Origin of the sequence: Nitrosomonas oligotropha (genome assembly GCF_009833085.1) — a bacterium.
GTDB classification, from domain to species: domain Bacteria; phylum Pseudomonadota; class Gammaproteobacteria; order Burkholderiales; family Nitrosomonadaceae; genus Nitrosomonas; species Nitrosomonas oligotropha.
In genome coordinates this window covers 120,744-146,875 of sequence record NZ_QRBZ01000031.1, presented here as the reverse complement: position 1 = coordinate 146,875, position 26,132 = coordinate 120,744, and the positions used below count along the sequence as shown (strand labels likewise).

General features: G+C 51.4%; 19 protein-coding genes. 14 read left to right on the top strand and 5 right to left on the bottom strand.

Features of this window, described 5'->3' with window-relative positions:
* The first annotated feature begins 13 nt into the window (after positions 1 to 13).
* On the top strand, positions 14 to 1,840 hold the full coding sequence (gene oadA, locus ABD07_RS10490; protein WP_160818215.1) for a sodium-extruding oxaloacetate decarboxylase subunit alpha: 1,827 nt from the start codon (positions 14 to 16) through the stop codon (positions 1,838 to 1,840).
* 116 nt (positions 1,841 to 1,956) lie between these two features.
* Positions 1,957 to 2,784, top strand: a complete 828-nt coding sequence (locus tag ABD07_RS15350; protein WP_420813527.1) for a DUF6602 domain-containing protein — start codon at positions 1,957 to 1,959, stop codon at positions 2,782 to 2,784.
* A 143-nt stretch (positions 2,785 to 2,927) separates the two neighbouring features.
* Here ABD07_RS15350 and ABD07_RS10485 read toward each other — a convergent pair whose 3' ends face one another.
* The 3 genes from ABD07_RS10485 to ABD07_RS10475 form a co-directional block, all read right to left on the bottom strand.
* Positions 2,928 to 3,641: a DUF3047 domain-containing protein gene (locus ABD07_RS10485; protein ID WP_160818214.1), complete on the bottom strand. Its 714-nt coding sequence runs from the start codon at positions 3,639 to 3,641 to the stop codon at positions 2,928 to 2,930.
* Positions 3,642 to 3,731: 90 nt separating this feature from the next.
* Complete coding sequence (locus ABD07_RS10480) at positions 3,732 to 6,050, bottom strand: bifunctional diguanylate cyclase/phosphodiesterase (protein ID WP_160818213.1); 2,319 nt, start codon at positions 6,048 to 6,050, stop codon at positions 3,732 to 3,734.
* Between the two features lie 139 nt (positions 6,051 to 6,189).
* Entirely contained in the window at positions 6,190 to 6,684 is a 495-nt protein-coding gene (locus ABD07_RS10475; protein WP_160818212.1) for a PH domain-containing protein, read from the bottom strand.
* A gap of 170 nt (positions 6,685 to 6,854) precedes the next feature.
* Here ABD07_RS10475 and ABD07_RS10470 point away from each other — a divergent pair, with 170 nt between their 5' ends.
* The 4 genes from ABD07_RS10470 to greA all read left to right on the top strand — a co-directional run bounded on the left by ABD07_RS10470 (position 6,855) and on the right by greA (position 12,046).
* Positions 6,855 to 7,010 carry a hypothetical protein gene (locus ABD07_RS10470; RefSeq protein ID WP_160818211.1) on the top strand — a complete coding sequence of 52 codons (156 nt, stop codon included), beginning with the start codon at positions 6,855 to 6,857 and terminating at the stop codon, positions 7,008 to 7,010.
* Positions 7,011 to 7,108: 98 nt separating this feature from the next.
* Complete coding sequence (gene carA / locus ABD07_RS10465) at positions 7,109 to 8,263, top strand: glutamine-hydrolyzing carbamoyl-phosphate synthase small subunit (protein WP_160818210.1); 1,155 nt, start codon at positions 7,109 to 7,111, stop codon at positions 8,261 to 8,263.
* A gap of 27 nt (positions 8,264 to 8,290) precedes the next feature.
* A complete protein-coding gene (carB, locus tag ABD07_RS10460; RefSeq protein ID WP_160818209.1) occupies positions 8,291 to 11,500 on the top strand; it encodes a carbamoyl-phosphate synthase large subunit in 3,210 nt (1,069 codons plus the stop codon).
* Positions 11,501 to 11,569: 69 nt separating this feature from the next.
* Entirely contained in the window at positions 11,570 to 12,046 is a 477-nt protein-coding gene (gene greA / locus ABD07_RS10455; RefSeq protein WP_108697492.1) for a transcription elongation factor GreA, read from the top strand.
* A gap of 12 nt (positions 12,047 to 12,058) precedes the next feature.
* Here the strand turns inward: greA and yhbY are convergent, their stop codons facing one another.
* Complete coding sequence (gene yhbY, locus ABD07_RS10450) at positions 12,059 to 12,412, bottom strand: ribosome assembly RNA-binding protein YhbY (RefSeq protein WP_160818208.1); 354 nt, start codon at positions 12,410 to 12,412, stop codon at positions 12,059 to 12,061.
* 30 nt (positions 12,413 to 12,442) lie between these two features.
* On the opposite strand from yhbY, the gene ABD07_RS10445 reads away from it, so the two are divergent.
* The 6 genes from ABD07_RS10445 to cysG all read left to right on the top strand — a co-directional run bounded on the left by ABD07_RS10445 (position 12,443) and on the right by cysG (position 20,254).
* Positions 12,443 to 13,060: an RlmE family RNA methyltransferase gene (locus ABD07_RS10445; protein ID WP_160818207.1), complete on the top strand. Its 618-nt coding sequence runs from the start codon at positions 12,443 to 12,445 to the stop codon at positions 13,058 to 13,060.
* Positions 13,061 to 13,233: 173 nt separating this feature from the next.
* The gene (ftsH, locus tag ABD07_RS10440) at positions 13,234 to 15,156 is read left to right on the top strand and encodes an ATP-dependent zinc metalloprotease FtsH (protein WP_108697489.1); all 1,923 of its coding nucleotides are present in this window, start codon (positions 13,234 to 13,236) and stop codon (positions 15,154 to 15,156) included.
* Positions 15,157 to 15,286: 130 nt separating this feature from the next.
* Positions 15,287 to 16,102: a dihydropteroate synthase gene (folP, locus tag ABD07_RS10435; protein ID WP_160818256.1), complete on the top strand. Its 816-nt coding sequence runs from the start codon at positions 15,287 to 15,289 to the stop codon at positions 16,100 to 16,102.
* Positions 16,103 to 16,114: 12 nt separating this feature from the next.
* Entirely contained in the window at positions 16,115 to 17,476 is a 1,362-nt protein-coding gene (gene glmM / locus ABD07_RS10430) for a phosphoglucosamine mutase (protein ID WP_160818206.1), read from the top strand.
* A gap of 179 nt (positions 17,477 to 17,655) precedes the next feature.
* Positions 17,656 to 18,651: a PstS family phosphate ABC transporter substrate-binding protein gene (locus tag ABD07_RS10425; RefSeq protein ID WP_160818205.1), complete on the top strand. Its 996-nt coding sequence runs from the start codon at positions 17,656 to 17,658 to the stop codon at positions 18,649 to 18,651.
* Positions 18,652 to 18,802: 151 nt separating this feature from the next.
* The gene (gene cysG / locus ABD07_RS10420; RefSeq protein ID WP_160818204.1) at positions 18,803 to 20,254 is read left to right on the top strand and encodes a siroheme synthase CysG; all 1,452 of its coding nucleotides are present in this window, start codon (positions 18,803 to 18,805) and stop codon (positions 20,252 to 20,254) included.
* Between the two features lie 28 nt (positions 20,255 to 20,282).
* Here cysG and nadC read toward each other — a convergent pair whose 3' ends face one another.
* Positions 20,283 to 21,137 carry a carboxylating nicotinate-nucleotide diphosphorylase gene (nadC, locus tag ABD07_RS10415; RefSeq protein WP_240142518.1) on the bottom strand — a complete coding sequence of 285 codons (855 nt, stop codon included), beginning with the start codon at positions 21,135 to 21,137 and terminating at the stop codon, positions 20,283 to 20,285.
* Positions 21,138 to 21,290: 153 nt separating this feature from the next.
* On the opposite strand from nadC, the gene ABD07_RS10410 reads away from it, so the two are divergent.
* Entirely contained in the window at positions 21,291 to 22,778 is a 1,488-nt protein-coding gene (locus ABD07_RS10410) for an FMN-binding glutamate synthase family protein (protein WP_160818203.1), read from the top strand.
* Positions 22,779 to 22,975: 197 nt separating this feature from the next.
* Entirely contained in the window at positions 22,976 to 26,074 is a 3,099-nt protein-coding gene (locus tag ABD07_RS10405; RefSeq protein WP_160818202.1) for a sensor domain-containing protein, read from the top strand.
* The last annotated feature ends 58 nt before the right edge of the window (positions 26,075 to 26,132 follow it).

The window sequence follows — 26,132 nt, the reverse complement described above, 5'->3', positions numbered from 1 at the left end:
TCAAGGATACGCTATGCAAAAAGTTCACATTACCGACGTCATTCTCCGCGATGCGCACCAATCCCTGATCGCCACTCGCATGCGCACCGAAGACATGCTACCGGCTTGTTCAATGCTCGACAGCATCGGTTATTGGTCGCTGGAATGCTGGGGCGGCGCGACGTTCGACGCCTGTTTGCGCTTTTTGAAGGAAGACCCGTGGGAACGCTTGAGCAAACTGAAAGCCGCATTACCGAACACACCGCTGCAAATGTTGCTGCGTGGGCAGAATTTACTCGGCTACCGGCATTATTCCGACGATGTGGTGCGCGCGTTCATCAAACGCGCCGCGGCCAACGGCATGGATGTGTTCCGCATTTTCGACGCGCTCAATGACGTGCGCAATCTCAAAACCGCCATCGAAGCCACCAAAGAATCCGGCAAACACGCGCAAGGTACGATCTGCTACACCACCAGCCCGGTGCACGACGTCAAAAGCTTCGTCACACTGGCCAAAGATCTGGCTGCTTTGGGTTGCGATTCGATCGCGATCAAGGATATGGCCGGTCTGTTGACCCCGTATGCGACCAGCGAACTGGTAAAGGCGCTGCAAGATACCACCGATCTGCCGATCCATCTGCATTCGCACGCCACTTCCGGCTTGGCCGAAATGTGCCAGCTGAAAGCCATCGAAGCCGGTTGCCGCCATGTCGACACCGCCTTATCGTCGTGGTCGGGCGGCACCAGTCATCCGCCGACCGAAAGCCTGGTCATGGCCTTGCAAGACACGGATCACGATACCGGCCTGAATCTGCAAAAATTGCAAGAAGTGAACGATTATTTCGCGCAAATCCGAAAAAAATATCACCGTTTCGAGAGCGAATTCACCGGCGTCGACACCCGTGTGCACGTGTTTCAGGTGCCCGGCGGCATGATTTCGAATCTGGCCAATCAATTGCAGGAGCGCAACGCGCTGGATCGCATCAGCGAGGTTTACGCGGAAATTCCGCGCGTGCGCAAAGATTTGGGTTATCCGCCGCTAGTCACGCCAACCTCGCAAATCGTCGGCACCCAGGCGGTGCTCAATGTGCTTACCGGCAAGCGCTACGACACCATCACCAACGAAGTGAAGCGTTATCTGCAAGGCGGCTACGGCAAGGCCCCGGCGCCGATTGACGCCAAACTGCAAAAACGCGCCATCGGTAAAGAGGACATCATCGACTGCCGCCCCGCCGATCTGCTGAAACCGGAATTCGACCACCTGCGCCGGGAAATCGGTCATCTGGCATCGAACGATGAAGACGTGCTGAGTTACGCCATGTTCCCGGAAGTCGGCAAGCAGTTTCTGGAACTACGCTCAACCGGAAATCTGGTTCCCGAACCATTGGAGATGGCGGCAACAACGGCCAACGGCGTACAAAAAGCGCCGACCGAATTCAACGTCGCGCTGCACGGCGAGTCGTACCACGTCAAAGTCACTGGTACCAGCCCGAAAAATCAGTCGCTGCGGCACTTCTATTTCATGGTCGACGGCATGCCGGAAGAGATCGTCGTCGAAACCCTCGATGAAATCGTACTCGACGGCGGCACCCAAGGCGCCGTCAAAAGCGCCATCGCCAGCAAACGCCGCAGCCCCTCGAATGAAGGCGATGTCGTTGTCAGCATGCCGTGCAACATCCTCGACGTGCTCGTCAAAATCGACCAGAAAGTCACCGCCGGTCAACCGGTACTGATCACCGAAGCGATGAAAATGGAAACCGAAATCACCGCCCCGATCAGCGGCATTGTCAAAGCCGTGCACGTGATCAAAGGCGAATCGGTCAATCCGAATGAGGTGTTGATTGAGATTGGGGTGGGGTGATAGATGCTTTGGTGTTTATATTGGAAACCATAACAGCTATTTGTATTAGATTTTGTTTATGACGAATTATCTCCATTCATCTCAGATGCTTAATTATAGTTAACCAAATTTCCCCCATGCCATCTTCCACCAAGCCCGGTCTCACTAGAAACTCGCGCATTCACACAACTGACACGCATACAGATCCCGGTCTTTTGAGGGTCTACGCATCGTGGGCACAAGAATTATGTTCCCAGTATCAGCGAATTTCGGATCTCTTTCGGCATGCTCCATCAATCGGTCGCTCGCGGGAGCTTTACCTAGCAGCCGTACTTCAACGAGTACTACCAAGCCACCTAGTTATTCGCCACGGCGCATTCTACATCCCTGGCCATGGTGCGAGTTCTGAGCAAGACCTACTCATCATCGACACCCGCAAGTACCCCCCGATCGAAGAGATCGGTGACTTTGGCGTTTACTTTCATAATTCAGTAGTGGCCTGCATCGAGGTCAAGTCCAAACTTACTCGACAAGAACTCCGATCAGCATTGAATTCGATGATTACCACCAAGATGGTCTGTTCCGACCCGAGGTCTCGCTATGCGATCTTTGCTTATGAGACCTCGTTATCACCTAAGTCACTTCTGGATTCTATCGAAAATTCAATCGAGTTTTTTGATAACCGAATCTATCCGATCATAGTACTCGGAAAATACGTGGTTACACTCACGTCCCTTCAGCCCAAGAAACCGCGCCCTAGCTTCGAGCTAACGGTTTTCCAACCAAAGTCTCTAGATTTGACTCTTCTCGAACTCATCGAGAGTCTCTTTGAAGTCACTGGAGAGTCACCTCTCACGAAAATAGCTCCTGAGATTCGCGAACACTTTGACGCGGTTGCTTCTCGCACTTTCTTTTGTCCAGAAGAACGCTTCGGTACTGGGCTAGGCACCAATATAGATAGTTGATGTGTTCACTGGCATCATTTTGAAGTTGGCGGTTTACTTTCATTCACCACTATTAGTATTCATTCTGCTTCTCTTAAGCGCAATAGATTGATCTGTCAAAGGAAGCTCAACCTTGCATTTCATCTTGCCGGACGAATAGACACTTAACGCGACAAAAAGGTAATCTTCTTGATAAACGCTTCGGCGCCGCCTTGGGTATTGTTGGTATTGGCCTGGAAAGCAATTCCTGTGATCGGCGGTGTTTTATCGTGGTTGAAAGTGGTGCGGAATTTTTCATCGACTTCAAAATCGGTGGTAATCACTGTTCCCGGCGGATTCCCGGAAGCCACGCAAAAATATCGCCCGCTCTTTTTCCATAGCTTGCCCACATACATTCGATCCACTTCTTCGGCCTTGCCAATAAAAGGACTCAAAAAATAGGGCGCGGCATAAATGCCGAAAGGCAAACCGCTTGAAAGCTTTTCGGTTCCAAAGGACAACATCACGGCAATGGGAACACTGTTAATTCCCGCATTCCAATTTGCGCCCTGGGGATACTTGTTCACGCCCCAAACGATTTCCACCCGCTTCACATTGTGAATAAAGTTCTGTTGCTTCAACTTCAAGCCAAACAATCCCGCCATCTCGCCGTCCGCGCTGATCACCAGGGCATCATTCTCAAATCTAGGGTTCAGTTTTTTTGCATCCAGTTGAAGCTCGAATCCTCGCTCCTTCAACCAGGAAACGGCGCTACCATTCGAGTTGCCGGAAAAATCGATGACATGAACAATTTTTTCATTCGCTGCGGCAAACGACGTCCAACACCACAACAATAGAACGCCGATTAAGAAATGCCGATTAGGGAAGCGTTGATTCATTGGTCGAATAAGAAGATAAACACACCAGAAACATCGGGCCTTTCAGTTTACAAGAATTAAGCAGCAGTTCTACCCGCAAAGCATAATCAACTACGCAGTCTCACCCAACCGGCCTTGAACAAGAATCGCTTTGTGCGTTTGATTGTTCAGAAATTCTGAAATGCTACTGGGAGCGACCGGTTTACTGAACAGATAGCCCTGCACCATCTCACAGCCAAGGTTCTTAAGAATTTTCAGTTGTTCCGATGTTTCCACGCCTTCGGCAATGATGCCGTAGCCAAGTTTCTGCCCCATTTCAATCATGGAGCTGACCAGAGTGAGTGTTTTCTTGTCGGTCAGCATGTCGTCAACAAAGTATTTGTCGATTTTCAGGTAATCCGCTTTCAAGTGCTTAAGCGATGCGAAAGAGGAATAACCGGTGCCGAAATCGTCGATGGACAGTAACACGCCCAGATCTTTCAGGTCCTGAAAAATGGTCAGATTGCGCGGGTCGGTTTGCACGATGCCTTCCGTGACTTCGAGTTCCAATTCGGCCGGCGCGATGCCGACTTCATCGATGATGCGTTTGACCAGCAACACAAATCCTTTGTCCAGAAAAAGACTGGGGGAAATATTGACGGCCATGCGAAGCGTGCGAAAGCCTTCTTGCTTCCAGGCCACCAGTTGACTGCAAGCGGTGCGCAGCACCCATTCGGTGAGCGGTTTGATCATGCCGATTCTTTCGGCGGTGGCGATAAAATCATTGGGCGGGACTTGTCCCAATTGCGGGTGATACCAGCGCGATAGCGCTTCGACGCCAAAAATTTCTCCACTCATGATATTGATTTGCGGTTGATACACCAGGGACAGCTGTTGTTTTTCGATGGCTTCCCGCAGATTCTGCTCGATTTGAAAACGATACTCGGCCTTGTGAGTCCGCTCGGCTTTATAAAACGCATACTGATTTTTTCCATTCTCCTTGGCGGTGTACAGCGAAATATCGCCCGCCTTGAGTAAAGCGGAAAGATTCTCGCCATCATCGGGATAATAGGCGATGCCGATACTGCAAGCCGGGGCGATTTTTCTGGAATAAATCCCGATCGGTTGGGATATGGCTTCAAGACAGCGTTTCGCCACATTGGCGGCGTAATCCGCTTCGACTTCTTCAATGAGGATGCAGAACTCATCGCCGCCCAGCCGGGCAATGAAGTCTATGTCCCGGCAAGTATGGATCAATCGCACTGCTATGGTTTTAAGCAACAAGTCGCCGGCGTCATGTCCCAGGCTGTCGTTAATGCATTTGAAGTTATCCAGGTCAATGTACAACAGCCCAAAACGGCGGCCGTGCCGGGAAGACGATTTGGTGATTTCTTCCATGCGCTGCATGAACGAGGCGCGGCTGGCGAGTCCGGTCAGTTCGTCGGTATACGCCAGCTTACGGATACGTTTTTGCGCTTGATCCCGTTCCATGACGATTCCCGTCAGCCGGGCGGCGGATATCAGATCTTTTAATTCCTTCTCGTCCGGCAGTGCGGGGTGATTGTAGTACATGCCGAATGCGCCCAACACTTTTCCGCTCGAGCTTTTGATCGGCTCGGACCAGCAACACCGCATGCCGTGCGGTAGCGCAAAATGCTTGATTTTCGCCCACTTCGGATCAGTTTCGATATTTTCCACCAGCACCCGCTGCCCGGTAAAAGTGGATGTCCCGCAGGAACCGACACTGGGCCCGTTTTCCAGACCGTGCACGGCTTCGCAATAAGCCTGCGGCAAACTGGGCGCGCCGCCGTGCAGCAATTTATTGCCGCTCAATTCGAGCATCGAGCAGCGCATGCCGGGGTGGCGGGCTTCGTACATCAGCGCAATCGCATCGTAAATATCCGGCGCGGAACGCCCTATCGCAATCATCTCCAGTATTTCGGCGTATTGATTGTCAAAGGTTTCGGCTTTTTTGCGTTCGGTGATATCGACATGGGTGCCAATGAGACGTAACGGCTTACCGTCCGTCGCGCGCGTGACCAGAAAAGCACGCGATAGCACAAAAACTTCGTGGCCATCCTTATGGCGCATGCGCATTTCAACCTCAAACGAATCTTTGCGGCCATCGAAGTAATCCTGCACTTTTTCCAGCACGACAATTTTGTCATCGGGATTAACCAGGTTCTCCCAGGTGCTGATTTGATTCGCCAGCTCATCCTCCGCATAACCCAGCATGCTTTTCCAGCGCGGCGAGTAATACACTTCATCCGTTTCCAGATTCCAATCCCACAGCCCATCGTTGGCGCCGCGCATCGCCAACGAAAAGCGTTCCTCACTGACATAAAGCTCATGAGTACGTTTCTCGGTCATCAACTCGACAGCAGCCAATTCGGAATGTAATCGCTGCAGTTCTTCCAATAGCTGAGACTTGGTTTGCTTGGCATTACCCATGACTACCTCAATGATAAATCAATATGCGAAGATGACCATCTACATTAGGATTTTGCAAGCGATGATGAATGGGCATGATTCCGGAAAGCATCGCACGATGGCGCTCTGCCGCTGAGCCCTTTCCGCTCACCATCATGACCTAAGTATTGTTCCGGTTTGTTTTGTTTTTCTTAGCCTTTTTTCTGGAATCCTTCACAGCAGCTCTTGTCTCGCTGCGCTGAGCGCTAGCGATTAATTTTTCCTTACCCAGTTTTTGTATGAATTTTTCTTTATCGATTGGCGAGACGATGATGACTTTATCTTCTCCGTAGGTGATTTGCAGACGATCGAACGACAAAGCCGGGCTTGTCGCCGCGATCTGGGTTTCCTGCAGGGATACGATCGACTGAATGGGAATATCCCATGTAAACGGGCCGCTGATGATCTTGAGATTATCGCCGCTGACGATATACCGGGTCGAAGCATAGATCCAGATCGGAAAGCCAGCACCCGCAATCAATATGATCGCCGCAAACACATAGTTAGTGATGCCGCCGATCATCAGCGGGACGGATGCGCCCATCAGGCAAGCGGAGACGGATAGCAACAAACAAACCAGTACCCAGTTATCGATTTTAGACTTGAAGACATGCATGATTATTCGTTCTTATAATATTGATCCGATGATAGCGCACAAAACCTGACGGGGTTTGATCGCAATGAATTGCCGCACTGCAAAAATACCGGCCAAGAAAAATGGGCAAATTTTGCCCTATTATCGTTTTAAAAACAAAACTTGCACTACCATTCCTTTAAAAAGCCCCAGTGACGACCGCTGCATCGATGATCAATGCAAACAACCGCAAGGAAACCGGGACTTACTTTCTTCCTTCCGGCATGGAATGCGCAACCCGGTTGCCCGATTATCCGGAACGCCTAGACAACTTTGTTGCATGCGAAACCGCGCACATACAAAAATAAACCTTTTTCACGTATAATTCCGTCTTCAATAGCTGGGGTATTTCACTGAATAGCCCCAGTCCATTTTCCAGATCTTGTCAGTTTCCAAGGAGTTTTTTGTGTCACAACGACCGCACGCCATCCTCGCACTTGCCGATGGAACAATTTTTCGTGGCGTGTCTATTGGCATTGAAGGCATCAACACTGGGGAAGTGGCGTTCAATACGGCGATGACCGGTTATCAGGAAATTTTGACCGATCCGTCGTATTGCCAGCAAATCATTACCCTGACTTATCCGCATATTGGCAACACCGGCACCAATCCGGAAGATTTTGAATCCGGTAACATCGATAAAGTGTACGCCGCCGGATTAGTGATCCGTGATCTGCCGCTCATGGCCAGCAGTTTTCGTAAAACCCGCACATTACCGGAGTTCCTTCAAGAACAGAATGTCGTCGCCATCGCTGAAATCGATACGCGTAAATTGACGCGGATTTTGCGCGAAAAAGGCGCGCAAGCCGGTTGCATCATGGCGGGCGATATCGACGAGGAAAAAGCATTGCAGGCTGCCCGGGCGTTCCCCGGACTGGCCGGGATGGATCTCGCCAAAGTGGTGAGCTGCCGCCAATCGTACACATGGACGGAAGGCGAATGGTCGCTCGAATCCGGTTTCCGGACTCAGGACAATCCCAGATTTCACGTCGCCGCTTTCGATTTCGGCATTAAACGCACGATTTTGCGCAAACTGGCGCAGCGCGGCTGCAAGGTGACGGTATTCCCGGCGCAAACCCCGGCCGAGGAGATTCTGAAAACACAGCCTGACGGTATCTTTCTGTCCAATGGTCCCGGTGATCCGGAGCCGTGCGATTACGCCATTTCCGCCACGCAAGCCTTGCTGGAAAAGAATATCCCGCTATTCGGCATCTGCCTGGGCCATCAATTGCTTGGGCTAGCCACCGGCGCGCGCACCATTAAAATGAAATTCGGCCATCACGGCGCCAACCACCCGGTGCAGGATGTGGCCAGCGGCAAAGTGATCATCACCAGCCAGAATCACGGTTTCGCCGTCGATATCGACACATTGCCCGCAACCGCGCGGATTACGCATGTCTCGCTCTTTGATGGGAGTCTGCAAGGATTCGAGTTAACCGATAAACCGGCCTTCTGTTTTCAGGGTCACCCGGAAGCCAGCCCAGGGCCGCATGAAGCGGATTATTTGTTTGATAAATTCATCGCCATGATGCAGCGCTATAAAAGCCAGCATTCCCAATAATTACGCCATGTTCATCCGCTAGAGAGTATGCCTAAACGTACCGACATCCAGTCCATTCTCATCATCGGTGCTGGCCCGATCATTATCGGCCAAGCTTGTGAGTTTGATTATTCCGGCGTGCAAGCCTGCAAGGCCTTACGTGAAGAAGGTTATCGCATCATTCTGGTGAACTCGAATCCCGCCACCATCATGACCGATCCGGAAATGGCCGATGCCACGTATATCGAGCCGATCACCTGGACCATGATTGAGAAAATCATCGCGATCGAACGGCCGCAAGCGCTACTGCCCACAATGGGCGGGCAAACCGCATTGAATTGCGCGCTCGATCTGGTCAAGCATGGCGTGCTGGAAAAATACGGTGTCGAGCTCATCGGCGCTTCGCGCGAAGCCATCGATATGGCGGAAGACCGGGAAAAATTCAAGCAGGCGATGACCCGTATCGGCTTGGGCTCGGCCCGCTCCGCGGTTGCGCACAGTCTGGAAGAAGCCATGCAGGTTCAAGCGATGCTCGGTTATCCGGCCATTATCCGCCCTTCGTTCACCATGGGCGGCAGCGGCGGCGGCATTGCCTACAATCGCGAAGAATTTCTGGATATCTGCGAACGCGGATTGAAAACCTCGCCCACCAAGGAACTGCTGATCGAAGAATCCGTGATCGGCTGGAAAGAGTTCGAGATGGAAGTGGTCCGGGATAAAAACGACAACTGCATCATTGTCTGTTCGATCGAAAACCTCGACCCGATGGGTGTGCATACCGGTGATTCGATTACCGTCGCACCGGCGCAAACGCTCACCGATAAAGAATATCAACTGATGCGTAATGCATCGATTGCGGTGCTGCGGGAAATCGGCGTGGAAACCGGCGGTTCCAATGTGCAGTTTGCCATCAACCCCGACGACGGCCGCATGCTGGTGATCGAGATGAATCCGCGCGTGTCGCGCTCTTCCGCGCTGGCATCGAAAGCGACCGGTTTTCCCATTGCCAAAATCGCCGCCAAACTGGCCGTCGGTTACACGCTGAACGAGCTGGGCAACGATATCACCGGCGGTATTACCCCGGCCTCCTTCGAGCCCACCATCGATTATGTCGTCACCAAAGTGCCGCGGTTTGCTTTTGAAAAATTTCCGCAAACCAATGACCGCCTGACCACACAGATGAAATCGGTCGGTGAAGTGATGGCAATCGGCCGCACGTTCCAGGAATCGCTGCAAAAAGCATTGCGCGGACTGGAAACCGGTGTAGACGGCCTGGACGAAAAAACCGACAACCTGGAAACCATCCACACCGAACTGGCCAATCCCGGCCCCGAGCGGATCTGGTTTATCGCCGATGCGTTCCGCTGTCATTTGTCATTGGAAGAAGTGCATCAGCTGACGCACATCGATCTCTGGTTTCTGGCGCAAATCGAAGATTTGGTCAAACAGGAACAAGCAATAACCGGTACGGCGCTGGAAGCTCTGGATTATCTGGCGCTGCGCAAATTGAAACGCAGCGGTTTTTCCGACCGGCGCCTGGCGAAGCTGCTCAATACCGGGCAAACCGCAGTCCGTTCGCGCCGCCATCAATTCAATCTGCACCCGGTCTATAAACGTGTCGACACTTGTGCGGCCGAGTTCTCGACCAGTACGGCGTATATGTATTCGACGTACGAAGACGAGTGCGAAGCCAATCCATCCGGCAAAAAGAAAGTCATGGTGCTGGGCGGCGGACCTAATCGCATCGGGCAAGGCATCGAATTCGATTACTGCTGTGTGCATGCGGCTCTGGCGCTGCGCGAAGACGGTTTTGAAACCATCATGGTCAATTGCAACCCGGAAACGGTTTCCACCGACTACGACACATCGGATCGCCTGTATTTTGAACCATTGACACTGGAAGACGTGCTCGAAATCGTTGCGGTGGAAAAACCCGATGGCGTGATCGTACAGTATGGCGGACAAACACCGCTTAAACTTGCGCGCGATCTGGAAACCAACGGCGTGCCGATTATCGGCACCAGTCCGGATATGATCGATTGCGCGGAAGATCGCGAACGCTTTCAGCAAATGCTGCAACAACTGGGATTGCGGCAACCGCCCAATCGCACCGCACGCAATCCGGAAGCCGCCTTGATCGCCGCCGAGGAAATCGGCTATCCGCTGGTGGTACGGCCGAGCTACGTATTGGGCGGCCGCGCGATGGAAATCGTGCATGAAAAAGCCGATTTGGAACGCTACATGCGTGAAGCCGTTAAAGTTTCCAACGATTCCCCGGTGCTGCTGGATCATTTTCTAACTAACGCCACGGAAGTCGATGTCGATGCCATCTTCGACGGAGAAACCGTGCTGATTGGCGGCATCATGGAACATATTGAACAGGCCGGTGTGCATTCGGGTGATTCCGCATGTTCACTGCCGACCTTCAATCTGCAGCCGGAAATGCTCGACGAATTGCGCTACCAGACCGCCGAAATGGCGCGAGCGCTGCATGTGGTTGGATTGATGAACGTGCAGTTCGCGATTCAAGACGACACCGTCTATGTCCTCGAAGTCAATCCCCGGGCATCGCGCACGGTACCCTTCATTTCCAAGGCAACCGGTCTACAGCTGGCCAAAATTGCGGCGCGTTGCATGACTGGTAAGAGCTTGATTGACCAGGGCGCTACCGAAGAAGTGATTCCTGAGTATTATTCGGTCAAAGAAGCGGTTTTCCCCTTTATCAAGCTGCCCGGCGTTGATACGATACTGGGGCCGGAAATGAAGTCGACCGGCGAAGTCATGGGCATGGGCACCACTTTTGCCGAAGCCTTTGTGAAATCCCAACTGGCGACCGATGTCCGTCTCCCCACTTCGGGTAAGATTTTCATCAGTGTGCGCCAATCGGACAAACCGCATGCGGTTGAAATCGCGCGCAACCTTGCAGAACTTGGTTTCACCCTTTATGCTACGCGCGGTACTGCCGCAGCTATAACCGAAGCGGGGATCGACGTCATCATTATCAATAAGGTAGCGGAAGGCCGCCCGCACATTGTCGACATGATCAAGAATGGTGAAATCAGCTTGATCGTCAACACCGTCAAAAACCAGCGCAGCGCGATAAAGGATTCTTATTCGATCCGTCATGCCGCTTTGCAGGCGAAAGTGACCTACTATACGACATTAGCGGGGGCGCGCGCAGCATGCGTGGGCATTACCAGCAAGCGTGAACTGCAAGCGTATAATTTGCAGAAATTGCATGTACAACTCAAGGCATAAGTAAAAAATAGCTTCCGGTTTTCTCTGATTATCACGGAACAGAATGTAAATGAAAGGCAAAAAAATACAATGAGCACGATCCCTTTAACAGTAGCCGGAGCGGAAGCGCTACGCAAAGAATTGCACGAAATGAAAACCGTACATCGCCCCGCAGTCATCGCGGCGATAGCAGAGGCGCGTTCGCACGGCGATCTGTCCGAAAATGCAGAATATGATGCTGCCAAGGAGAAACAGGGGTTTATTGAAGGCCGTATTGCCGACCTGGAAAGTAAACTCTCCAGCGCTCAGATCATCAATCCTGCACTGATTAACGCCGATGGTGCTTGTGTTTTCGGCGCCACCGTTGAACTGGAAGATTTGCAAAGCGGCGAGACGGTGACTTATCAAATCGTCGGCGACGATGAAGCCAACATCAAGAATGGAAAAATTTCCATCAGCTCTCCTATTTCACGCGCCTTGATCGGCAAATATGCCGGTGATATCGCCGAAGTTCAGGCGCCCGGCGGATTACGTGAATATGAAATACTTGATGTCAAATACGTTTGATGCCGCTAACGCTCAATTCTGATAACTGCGTTTGGTGCGAAACGGCTCGCGCTTCTTTTTTTGCGCGGAACGTTCGGTTTTTTTACCCGCTTCTTCCGTTTTGGGACGGTAAATAACAAAAGTTTTTCCGATATGCTGCACCGGTGCGGCACTCAGCTTCTCACAGATTTCTTCAAACAGCGCATTCCTGGCAGTCCGATCGTCGACTTGAACCTTAACCTTAATCAGTTCATGACTTGTAAGTCCGCGCTCCAATTCTTCAATAACCGTGGCGGATAATCCCGATTTTCCAATCATTACGACCGGATTCAGCGCGTGTGCTTGCGCTTTCAATTCACGCCGCTGAGCAATTGTTAGTGTTAACATAAATTCTCTTTAAACGTATTATTTTACTTGATGAAACGGGCTAAAACCAGCAAAGCTTGGATGAAAGAACATGTTAATGATTTTTTCGTCAAGCAATCCAAGAAAGAAGGCTATCGTTCTCGCGCCGCTTACAAGCTGCTTGAGATCGCCGAACGGGATCATCTACTTAAATCCGGTATGATTGTTGTCGATTTAGGTGCTGCACCCGGCAGTTGGTCTCAAGTCGCCAGCCAGAAAGTAGGCCGGACAGGGAAAGTGATTGCATTGGACATTCTGGAAATGGCGCCTTTGCCCGGTGTGGAATTCATTCAGGACGATTTTAGAGAAGAACGTACTTTGCTGGAATTAAGAAAACATCTGGAGGAGCGGCAGCCGGATCTTGTCATTTCAGACATGGCGCCCAATATGAGTGGTATCGTAGTCAGCGATCAAGCCAGAAGTATGTACTTGGCCGAACTGGCGCTGGCATTCTCGATGGAGCAACTGAACTATGGCGGAAATTTCCTAGTCAAAGTTTTTCAAGGCAGGGATTTTGATCAGTTTCATCGCGATATGCGCGCCGGATTCAAAAGCGTTTCGGTACGAAAACCGGAAGCCTCGCGCAATCGCAGCAACGAATTATATTTATTAGGACTCGGAAAAAAGTAACACCGGAAATCGCTGAGAAATGAATGGATCCCCCCAGTGATTAAGACAAATGTAAAGAGTAGGATGAGAGTTTGATAGCAAATTTCTATAACATGAACTGTTCTGTTCTATTTGACAAAATAGAGTTAGAATGTCCAATCAATGATTTTTAAGGTGCAAACCAAAGAGCTATCTTGAATAACTTAATTAAAAACATGGCCATTTGGCTGGTAATTGCACTCGTGTTGATGACCGTATTTAACCAATTCAGCGTACGTCAACCGACGCAAGTACCAATGGAATATTCTCAATTCATTTCTGAATTGAATCAAGGCAGAATTGCCAAAGTTGTCATTGAAGGCCGTACCCTGAAAGGCACGAAATCCGATGGCAGACGCTTTACCACCTATGCGCCGTCCGATCCATGGATGGTCAGTGATCTACTCAAAGCCGGCGTGATTGTTGAAGCTAAACCGGAAGAAGAACCATCCATGCTGATGAGTATTTTCATCTCATGGTTCCCAATGCTATTACTGATTGCGGTATGGATTTTCTTCATGCGGCAAATGCAAGGTGGCGGACGCAATGGCGGCGCCTTCTCATTCGGCAAAAGCAAGGCGCGCATGTTGGATAAATCAGCCAACACAGTGACTTTCAACGACGTCGCAGGCTGTGAGGAAGCAAAAGAAGAAGTATCGGAGCTGGTTGAATTCCTGCGCGACCCGTCCAAATTCCAGAAACTTGGCGGAAGAATCCCTCGCGGTGTTTTGATGGTAGGCAGCCCAGGTACCGGTAAAACATTGCTGGCGCGGGCAATCGCAGGAGAAGCGGGAGTACCTTTCTTCAGCATTTCCGGTTCGGATTTCGTTGAAATGTTCGTCGGCGTGGGCGCATCCCGTGTGCGTGATATGTTCGAGCAAGCTAAAAAACATGCACCCTGCATTATTTTCATTGACGAGATTGATGCGGTAGGCCGTCAACGCGGCGCCGGACTGGGTGGCGGGAACGACGAACGCGAGCAAACGCTAAACCAATTGCTGGTGGAAATGGACGGTTTTGAAGGCGCCATGGGCGTGATCGTAATCGCAGCAACGAACCGTCCGGATGTATTGGACCCTGCATTGTTACGTCCCGGCCGTTTTGACCGTCAAGTCACTGTGCCTCTGCCAGACATTCGTGGACGGGAACAAATTCTGCATGTGCATATGCGCAAAGTACCGCTTTCACCCGATGTAAAAGCGGACATTCTGGCGCGTGGCACACCCGGTATGTCGGGTGCAGATCTGGCCAATCTGGTCAATGAAGCAGCGTTGTTTGCCGCGCGCAGCAACAAGCGTCTGGTCGACATGGAAGATTTTGAACGCGCAAAAGACAAAATTTTCATGGGTGCGGAACGCCGCTCGATGGTCATGCCGGAGCACGAACGCCGGAATACCGCTTACCATGAATCGGGTCATGCGGTAGTAGCTCAATTGCTGCCGAAAACCGACCCGGTGCATAAAGTAACGATTATTCCGCGTGGCCGCGCATTGGGTGTCACGATGCAATTGCCAACGGAAGACCGTTTCAGCATGGAACGCGAAGAAATTCTGCAAAGAATTTCCGTGATGTTTGGCGGCCGTATCGCTGAGGAAGTTTTCATGCATCAAATGACTACCGGCGCATCCAATGACTTTGAGCGTGCTACCGAACTGGCGCGGCAAATGGTTACCCAGTGGGGGATGTCCGACAAGCTTGGACCGATGGTTTATGGTGAGAATGAAGGCGAGGTTTTTCTCGGCCGTTCAGTAACCACACATAAAAATATGAGTGAAAAAACGATGCAGACCGTCGATGCGGAAGTTCGCCGCATCGTAGATGAGCAATATGCAATCGCTCGTAAACTCATTGAAGAAAACAAAGACAAGATTGAAGCCATGACTAAGGCATTGCTGGAATGGGAAACGATTGATAGCGATCAAATCAACGATATCATGGATGGCCGCCCACCGCGTCCACCCAAACCACCTCAATCGATGTCATCCACAGTGGCAACTGAAGGACCATCTGCTGCGGTAAAAACGGATGAACCTAAAGAACCCGCTGCACCGCAAGAGATTGCAAAAGAAGCTGATTAATCGTCAGTAATCGGGATAAACGGGATACGACCATAAAATCGTATCCCGTTTTCATTTCTACAACTCCTTTTATCCGACTGTGTCTTCATTCGTGCAAAACCCAATCCTGTCAAGCAATCGCCCGTTGATCATGGGCATCATCAACGTGACACCCGACTCTTTCTCGGATGGCGGGCTGTACTTATCGGCACAGCAAGCGATTGCCCACGCCAAGCATTTGATCGATGAAGGCGCCGATATCCTCGACATTGGCGGAGAATCAACGCGACCGGGGAGTCAGCAAGTCAGCATCGATGAAGAGTTAAATCGTGTCATCCCGGTACTGGAAGCGCTCACCGATAGTCAAATTCCCCTATCGGTTGATACTTCCAAACCCGAAGTGATGAAGCAAGCCATAGCAGCAGGCGCTTTCATGATTAACGATGTCAATGCGCTGCGTAGCCCCGGCGCCCTGGAAGCGGTAGCTCCGCATGCGCAGGTGCAAATTTGTTTAATGCATATGCAAGGCACACCGAGGAATATGCAAGAAAACCCGCAGTACAAAGATATCGTTCATGAAGTCAAAGACTTCCTGCAACAACACATCCAAGCCGCGAAATCGGCGGGCATAGCGAAAGACCGGTTGGTGATCGATCCGGGTTTTGGTTTTGGCAAAACGCTACAGCATAACTTCACCCTGTTAAACCAGCTGGATCAGTTGACCTCACTTGGTGTTCCACTGTTAGCAGGTTTATCGCGCAAATCGATGCTCGGCGCCGTCACGGGAAACAGCGCAGCTGATCGGATCCATGAAAGTATCGCGGCAGCCTTGCTTGCAGTAGTCAAAGGTGCCAAAATTGTGCGTGTGCACGATGTCAAAGCTACCAAGGAAGCGCTTGCTGTCTACACGGCAATGAAAAATTGTGTCACGCAGGAAATCCATTCAACCGCATCGAATCGCAATTAAACACCGCTCAAATTGACTAAAAAATATTTTGGAACAGATGGTATCCGCGGGCGTGTAGGTAAAGAGCCCATTACACCCGACTTCATTATGCACCTGGGTTATTCCGCCGGCAAAGTGCTTGCTGCTGCCGATTGGCATCTGATGCAAGGCAAACGCCCGACCGTTCTGATCGGTAAGGATACCCGGGTATCGGGGTATATGCTGGAATCCGCTTTGGAAGCAGGATTATGCGCCGCCGGTGTGGATGTCCTCCTCTCCGGGCCGATGCCGACGCCGGCCATCGCGTATCTAATCCGCGCCTTACGGTTACAAGCCGGGATCGTGATCTCGGCATCGCATAATCTATTTGAAGATAACGGTGTCAAATTCTTTTCTGCCGAAGGTAGAAAATTACCGGATGAGATAGAACATAAAATCGAAAGCGGCATCCATACGCCCATCGAAACCAAACCTTCCGCGCAATTGGGGAAAGTACAACGGATTGACGATGCCGCCGGCCGCTATATCGAATTTTGCAAAAGCACCTTCCCCTATCATCTCGATCTACGCGGACTGCGCATCGTCGTCGATTGCGCGCATGGCGCTGCTTATCATATCGCCGGTCACGTCATGCACGAATTGGGGGCGGATGTCATACCCATAGGCGTTCAACCGAATGGGCTTAATATCAATCTTGAATGTGGTGCTACGCATTGCGCCACATTGCAAAAAGCAGTCAAACAGCATCACGCCGACTTAGGTATTGCGTTGGATGGCGACGGCGACCGGCTCATGATGGCCGACAAAAAAGGCCAAATTTATGATGGCGATCAGCTGATCTATATCATCGCCAAGCACCGCCTGCAAAGAAAAGCGCTGACCGGTGGTGTTGTCGGTACGTTGATGACCAATCTGGCGATCGAAGCTCAATTCAAAAAAATGAATATTCCGTTTCTCCGCGCCAATGTCGGTGACCGCTACGTGCTGGAATTATTGCAAGAAAAAGGATGGCAGCTCGGCGGCGAGAATTCCGGGCATATCATTTGCATGGACAAACACACAACCGGCGACGGCATCATTTCCGCCCTGCAAGTGTTGTACGCGTTACGCGATACCCATAAAACACTGGCCGAGTTCATGCGCGGCGTTGCACTTTACCCGCAACGCCTGATCAATGTGAAAACTCCCAAACCGTTTAATTTCAGTACCAATAGAGCGGTCAAAACCGTACGGGAAGAAGCCGAGACCGATTTGAACGATAAAGGCCGCGTGCTGATTCGCGCATCGGGCACGGAGCCGCTGATCCGCGTCATGGTTGAAGGGGAATCGAAACATAAAATCAATCACTGGGCTGAGCGTATCGCTGAAACTATCCAGACTGCCAGCAATTCTTGATGCGGGTGTCATTTTAGCGGTAGCTCTTTTGCAAAAAGCCGCAAAAAACCAACACACGCGCATCGGCCTTATGGCAAAAAAATGATTGTCATAATCCTGTAATAATTCTGAAATAAGATACCACAACGGTTGCACAATCTTTCATGACCATTTTATTGACTCACCTGGAGAACATATTCATGTTGACCTCGTTTAATTTCAGAACATTCTTAGCGGCTGCACTTTTGAGCACGTCGGTTATTGCAACAGCAGTCGCCAGTCCGATCGTAAAGATCGATGGTTCCAGCACGGTTTTCCCCATTACCGAAGCCGTTGCGGAAGACTTCCAGATCGCCAAACGCGGCGCGGTTCGTGTGACCGTGGGTATTTCCGGAACAGGCGGCGGGTTCAAAAAATTCTGCCGCAATGAGATCGATATCGTCAATGCCTCGCGCCCCATCACGCAATTGGAAATGGAAGCCTGTAAGGAAGCAGGCGTGCAATATATCGAAATGCCCATCGCATTTGATGCTTTAACCGTCGTTGTAAATCCTAAAAACACCTGGAGCAAAACCATCACCGTCGATGAACTGAAAAGAATCTGGGAACCGGGTGCGCAAGGTAAAATCACCAACTGGAATCAAATCAATCCCGAATGGCCGGACAAAAAAATCAAACTGTATGGTCCCGGCGCGGATTCCGGCACCTTTGAATACTTCACCGAAGCCGTTGTCGGCAAAGCCAAATCAAGCCGCGGCGATTTCACCGCATCGGAAGATGACAACGTCCTGGTACAAGGCGTCGCCAGTGACATTTACGCGTTAGGATTCTTCGGTTTCGCCTATTACATCGAAAACAGCAAAAAAATCAGTGCTGTCGCGATTGATAATGGCAACGGCGGTGTGCTGCCCTCCGCTACAACGGTAGAAAATAATAGCTATAAGCCATTATCGCGCCCGATATTCATCTACATCAACGCCAAATCCACTGAAAAACCCGAAGTTCAGGAATTTGTTAACTTCTACATGCAGAATGCCGCGGCGCTGGTGACGGAAGTCAAATATTTCCCGCTGTCCAAAGAAGTCTACAACCTCAATATCGAGCATCTGAACAAGAAAAAAGTGGGCACGGTATTCAAAGGAACCGGAACGAACATCAAACTGGAAGATATACTTAAGCTGGAATCCAGCCTATAGACTTCACCCGGTAAAAACTTCCACACGCGGATAGCGCTGTAGAAAATAGCCGCCACTCAAGGAAGCGCTGATTAACGCATAAGCCGGTATTTGGCTTAGAATTGATCAGCGCTTCCTTTATTATTGGGATTAAAGAACTCTTCAAAACAGTATGGATTTTCTGCCGGTCTTCCTCAATATCAAAAACCAAGCTTGCCTGGTCGTCGGCGGCGGTGAAGTCGCCACGCGTAAGACTATGCTGTTGCTCCAGGCGGGGGCGCACGTTTCAATCGTCTCGCCCGAATTGGATGCGGTATTGAATGAATACCTCGCGTGCGGAAAAATCCAGCACCATGCTGAATATTTCCAGCCCAGACATCTGGAAAATATCGTTTTAGTCATTGCCGCAACCGATGACCGCGTGACCAACCGGCAGGTTTCCGCAGCGGCACAGCAACGGCAAATTCCGGTCAATGTCGTGGATGATCCCGAATTATGTACTTTCATCATGCCGTCCATCGTCGACCGTTCACCGCTGCTGATCGCCATCTCCAGCGGCGGGCAATCCCCGGTTCTGGCGCGACTGTTACGCGCGCAACTCGAAACCATGATACCGGCGGCTTATGCCCGACTGGCGGCTATGGCAGGCAATTTCCGCAGTCAGGTCAAACAACACTTCACTCACCCGGAAAAACGCCGCATGTTCTGGGAGAAAGCGCTGCAAGGCCGGTTTGCGGCCATGGTATTGGCTGGGAAGGATCAAGCGGCGCAGGATTATTTGTTGCAATCGCTGCAACAGGAAAAAGACGAACCGGCGCAGGGCGAAGTGTATCTGGTCGGCGCCGGTCCGGGAAATCCCGATTTACTGACGTTTCGCGCCATGCGCCTGATGCAGCAAGCCGATGTCGTCGTTTATGACCGCCTGGTTTCTCCAGCGATTCTGGATATGGTGCGCCGCGACGCCACGCGCATTTATGCCGGAAAAGAACGCAACCGTCATACCCTGGCGCAGGAATCGATCAACCAGCTGCTGGTGCGATTGGCGCAAGAAGGTAAGCGGGTATTGCGGCTGAAAGGCGGCGATCCTTTTATTTTCGGCCGTGGCGGTGAAGAAATCGAAACCTTGGCCGCGCACCATATCCCTTTTCAGGTGGTACCCGGCATTACCGCCGCCTCGGGTGTTGCGGCTTATGCGGGCATTCCGCTCACGCACCGGGATTATGCGCAATCGTGCATTTTTGTCACCGGCCACCTGAAAAACAACAGCATCGATCTCGACTGGCCCCATCTCGCCCGCCCCCATCAAACTATCGTGATCTATATGGGGCTGCTGGGATTATCGGTACTCTGCCAGCAATTGATCGCGCACGGACTGCCGGGCAGCACGCCCGCCGCCATCATCCAGCAAGGCACCACGCAAAAACAAAGAATCGTCACCGGAACCCTGCGCACACTGCCCGGTCTGGCGGAAGCCGCTCATTTGACTCCACCCACACTGATCATTGTCGGCGAAGTCGTCAAATTGCATGAGAATCTGGCTTGGTTTGAGCCGGTTTTGGATGCAGAAAATGCGCCAGCGAACATCCTGGCATTGGATCCGGAAACCAAGCAGCCGCTCGAATAAAAAAAACCGCTTGGCTGCACGGTTGGTTTTATCCCGGCTCGGCAAACCGCATCGACAAATCGATCGCTTGGATATTCTTGGTCAAGCTGCCGATCGATATCCGGTCAACACCCGTTTCCGCCACCTGGCGTACATTATCCAAGGTAATGTTACCGGAGGCTTCCAGGATCACCGCTTCACCCGCTTGCCCGCGGGTCAGCGCCACGGCATCCGCCAGCTGATCCAGCGCGAAATTATCCAGCAACACCATGCGAGCACCGGCTGTCAGTGCTTCCTGTAATTCCTGCAATGATTCCACTTCAATCTGGACAAAAACACCCGGTGGCGCAATTGCCATCGCTTTCTTTAACGCCGGTTGGATGCCGCCCGCCGCGATGATGTGATTTTCCTTGATCAGAATTCCGTCGTACAAACCAATTCGATGATTCACCCCGCCGCCGCACGTAACCGAGTATTTCTGCGCCACGCGCAATCCCGGCAGCGTTTTGCGCGTATCGACGATCACCGCCCGAGTACCGGCAATGGCATCGGCATAACGCCGCGTTTGCGTCGCCACAGCGGATAGCAGTTGCAGAAAATTCAACGCCGAACGCTCGGCGGTAAGCATCGTGCGGGCATTGCCTTGAATACGGCAAAGCGCCTGCCCGGCCCGCACCGCATCGCCATCCTTGGCAAACCACTTGACCACGGTTGCCGGATTCAGCAACCGGAAACACGCCTCAAACCACTGCATGCCGCATAACACCGCGTTTTCCCGGCTAACCACAGTAGCAGCTAAAGCGGTTTCCTCCGGAATCAATGTAGCCGTCAAATCGCCGCTGCCGATATCCTCTTGCAGCGCGCGTTGCACATTGGCGTGAATTTCATCGTGTAAATCTTTCAATTCTTTTGTTCCCTTATTATCAACGGAGAGCGCATTATAGGTTACCGGACTGGCATCGCCGTATTTCCGGCGGTTTTCCATACTGTCCGCACAGTTCACTTACACTCATCGAACAGATAGTATATAGGTTGCCCAGCATAACCAGGAGATTGTATGTCCAGCGCGATTGATCTGATCATTTATAGCATTGCCACAATGCTGGGTGTTGTTACCGTCGGCATGATCGTCGTCTGGTTCATCCAAGATGTAACGCAAAAAAAGCACTCGATTCTGCGCAACTATCCGGTCATTGGACGCTTACGCTATTTTTTCGAGATCCAGGGCAAATACTTCCGGCAATATTTCTTCGCCAATGATCGCGATGAAATGCCGTTCAATCGCGCCACGCGCGGCTGGATTTACAAGAATTCCAAGAATAAAGGCAGCGTGGTCGGCTTCGGTTCGACCAACGATTTGCGCCAGCCGGGTTCGATTATTTTTGTCAACGCCGCTTTCCCGATTCAGGAAGAAGATCAGTTGCCCACGCCGTCGCTGCATATCGGCGAAGGCTACTGCGAACAGCCGTTCGAGGCGAAATCGATCATCAATATCAGCGGCATGAGTTACGGCGCCATTTCCAAGCCTGCGGTACGCGCGTTATCGCTCGGCGCCGCGCAGGCCGGTTGCTGGTTGAATACCGGCGAAGGCGGTTTAGCGCCGTATCACCTGGAAGGCGGCTGCGATGTGATCATGCAAATCGGCACCGCGAAATACGGCATCCGCGACGAGCACGGCAATTTCTCGCCGCAGCGCGCGAAAGAATTGAGCAAAGTGGTCAAGGCGTTTGAAATCAAGCTGTCGCAAGGCGCGAAGCCCGGCAAAGGCGGATTGCTGCCGGCCGGTAAAGTGCATAGCGAGATCGCCGCGATCCGTGGCATCCCGGTTAATCAGGATTCGATCAGCCCGAATCGCCACAAGGACATCAACAACATCGACGAGCTGCTCGATAAAATCCATTACATCCGAGAACTGACCGGGCGTCCGGTCGGCATCAAGACGGCGATCGGCGGCTGGAATTTCATCAATGAGCTATGCGACAGCATCAACCGCCGCGGACTCGATTATGCGCCGGATTTTCTGACCATCGACGGCGGCGAAGGAGGCAGCGGCGCGGCGCCGCAGACACTGATGGATCACGTCAGCTTGCCGATCGCGGAAGCCCTGCCGCGCGTTGTCGATGCTTTATTGCAAGCGGACCTGAAAAAGCGTATTTATGTAATCGCTGCCGGAAAACTGGTGACATCCGCAGAAGGGGCCTGGGCGCTCTGCGCCGGTGCCGACTTTGTCAACACCGCGCGCGGTTTTATGTTCTCATTGGGTTGTATCCAGGCGATGCGCTGCCATCTGAACACCTGCCCCACCGGCATCACGACGCACAACGAACGGCTGCAAAACGGTCTGGTGGTGGAAGAAAAATATCTGCGGGTTGCGAATTATGCCCGCAACGTCAACAAAGAAATCAACATGATCGCGCATTCGTGCGGCTTGCGTCACGCGCGGCAATTTAAGCGTGAACATGTGCGTATCGTCGAAACTGCCGGAAAAAGTGTCGCGCTGAATATTTTGTACCCCTACCCGGTACCGCTGAAGAAAAAAACATAGATTGACAGATTCGCCATTACGCTTGAACTTCTCGTCCGATGTAAAAAACCTCCCCTGCAAGCTTTCCCTATCATACTGAGAATAAGGGGAAAAAAAGCCCTCTAAATAACGCTTAAGTCCACTACCCGGCTACCGATAATACATGCCTTACGCCTTATACCGTTCCTACAGACCAGCAGGTAGCCATACGATACATAATGTTCCGCTTTTTTATCAATCAGGATGACAAAAAGATCCGTGTTATCAGCGGACTGACACTGAGTGCGCTCATCTTGTCAGCGGGATTCTCTGTGTATAGCGTCATGCAGCCGCAAACGGAAGCGATGACGACTTCCGGGCTCAGAATGGCGCTGGAAAACACGGTGAAATTGATCGAAAATCAAATTGCGCATTCCGTATCCAACACCAAAATCGTAGCCACCAGCACCCTGCTGACTCAAAGCCTAGAAAAAACGCGGACGGATGAATCCAGGCAAGAAGGCATCGCCGATCTACAGCGCGTCGCGGAAAAAATACTGACCACTCATTTCTCCGGCATCAGTATCTATGACGCCGAAGACAATCTCATACTCGATGCAGGAGTCCATTCCAGTCATCCGAATTCGCGCATCGAACTGAACACCGGGGCCGATATCGACACGGCATTATTGTGGCGGGAACAGTTCGTTATCCGCAATTCCCTGCGCATCGTCAATGAAAACAATCAATTCATTGGCAGAGTCGTCACCGAAGAACTTGCTCCCGATCTGGCCAGGATATTCAGGGAAGCCGTCTTAATCGGGGAAACCGGTGATTTTCTTTTGTGCGCACCGGTCAAGGAAAGTTATTTCGAGATGGATTGCTTCCTGCGCGCAATCAATGGAAACCAGTTTCAGCGCATGCAGCGCATCATGTCCAATAACCCATTACCGCTGCATTTCGCACTGGAAGGACAACAGGGTGTTAAATTCACCAAGGATTACCGCCAAATCGATGTGGTGGCAGCCTATTCACCGGTTGCTTACGGATTGGGCGCGGTACTCAAGATCGATGAAAAAGAACTGTACAGTAATCTTTCCAGCCAGATCCAAACCATTTCATTGTACTTAGGCTTACTGGTCGCCATCGGTATGGCTGTCGTGTATTGGCTGATCAAACCGCTCATCCATAAAACAATCAACTCCCAGAATGATTCGGCTGAGGCGCACCATAAACTCATTCAAGCCAAAAACAACGCTGAGAAAATTTCTTCGGAATTAACCGCTTATTTAAACGCGATTGGTAAGCTCGCTTTAATTTCGATCACCGATCTTAAGGGCAAGATTATCCAAGTCAATGAAAAGTTTTGTGAAGTCAGCGGTTATTCGCCCGAGGAACTGATTGGACAGGATCATCGCATATTAAACTCAAGCACGCATTCACCGTCATTTTTTACCGGGATGTGGACTGCAATCGCCAAAGGTCAAACCTGGCACCAGGAAATTTGCAACCGCAGTAAATCGGGTAAGCTGTATTGGGTCGATTCGACCATCGTACCGCTTGTCGGGCTAAATGGAGAAATCGATCGTTACCTCTCCGTGAAAGTCGATATTACCGCACGCAAGCAAAAAGACCTCGACCTCAGCGAGCGCTTGAAGGAGAGTAATTGTTTACATGCGGTACGCAACTATCTGGAGCAAGATCAAGACACAGAAAAAACTTGCCAGAACATACTCAAATCGCTGACACAAGCGTTGCAATTCCCCGAAGCAGCCGGTGCTTTTATCACCTTGGGCGGCAAACAGTTCGCCACCGCCCGCTATCAAGCCGATCTTCCCAATGCAATCAGCGCGGCGATTATCGCCAATGGGGAGGCATGCGGGCGGTTAAGAGTATCCTATACGCAAGATTTCCCGTTTTCCCTGCCTTACGAGCAAAATCTCATCGATACTGTGGCGCATGACCTGAGCCGCTGGTACGAGCGCAAAGAAGCGGAAAAACGCATCATCGAAATATCCACGCACGATGCCCTGACCGGCCTGCCCAACCGGCATTTGCTGCAAGACCGTATCGAACAAGCGCTGGTGCACGATACACGCAGTCATAAGCAAATGGCGGTGTTATTTATCGATCTGGATCATTTCAAAACGATCAATGACTCACTCGGTCACGATATCGGTGACCTGCTGCTGCAAGCCGTTGCGGAAAGATTGCTGACTTGTGTGCGCAGCGAAGATACCGTGGCCCGGCAGGGCGGCGATGAATTTATTGTGGTACTGAATACGATTGCCGAATCGCTGGATGCCGCCAAAGTGGCGCAGAAAATTCTCGATGCATTGATGCGCCCCTACTACATCCACAAGAATGAATTACACATCTGCGGCAGCATCGGCATCGCCGTTTTCCCGAATGACGGCGCAAATGCGGAAACTTTGTTGAAGAACAGCGATGTGGCGATGTATCACGCCAAGGAAAACGGCCGCAACAACTATCAGTTCTTCACCGATGATCTCAATAAATCGGCGCATGAACGGCACACGCTCAGTCTCGATTTACGTTATGCGCTGGAGCGCAATGAGTTAGTTTTACATTACCAGCCGATCATGGATATGCCGGATCATCGGCTGCATAGCGTGGAGGCACTACTACGCTGGCGGCATCCGCAACACAAGCTGATCGCACCGGATAAATTCATTAACCTGGCGGAAGAAACCGGTTTAATTATTCCGATCGGTGAGTGGGTATTGAAAACAGTGTGCGAACAAATCAAAACTTGGCAGGCGCAAGGCTATCGCGTGCCTAAAGTAGCGATTAACCTGTCGGCACGGCAATTCCGTGACAAGGAACTCACCGGCAATATTGCCCGCATCCTTGAAGAAACCGGCATAGCGGCCCAGTACATCACGCTGGAAATCACCGAAAGCATGCTGATCGATAATATTGAGAAAGTCGTGGAAACGCTCAATTGTCTCAACGCCATGGGCATTCGTATCTCGATTGATGATTTCGGCACAGGCTATTCGAGTCTCAGCTATCTGAAGCGTTTCCCGATTCATACGCTCAAAATCGACCGCACCTTCGTGCGCGACATCGTCACCGACAGAAGCGACCACACCATTGTCGCAACGATCATCGCGATGGCGCACAGCCTGGAAATGGATGTCATCGCGGAAGGCATAGAGACTGAGGAACAACTCAATCTCTTGCGCGCTCAGCACTGCAATCACTACCAGGGCTATTATTTCAGCAAGCCGGTCACTGCCGCTGAGATCGAACACATACTCATTAAACCCGCGCCACATAAGAACAAGATTCACGCCATCCGTTCGACCGGTTAATTCACTCTTGAAATTTCACACATTTCCCCCACGTAGGCAACAACAACCTACGATGGGA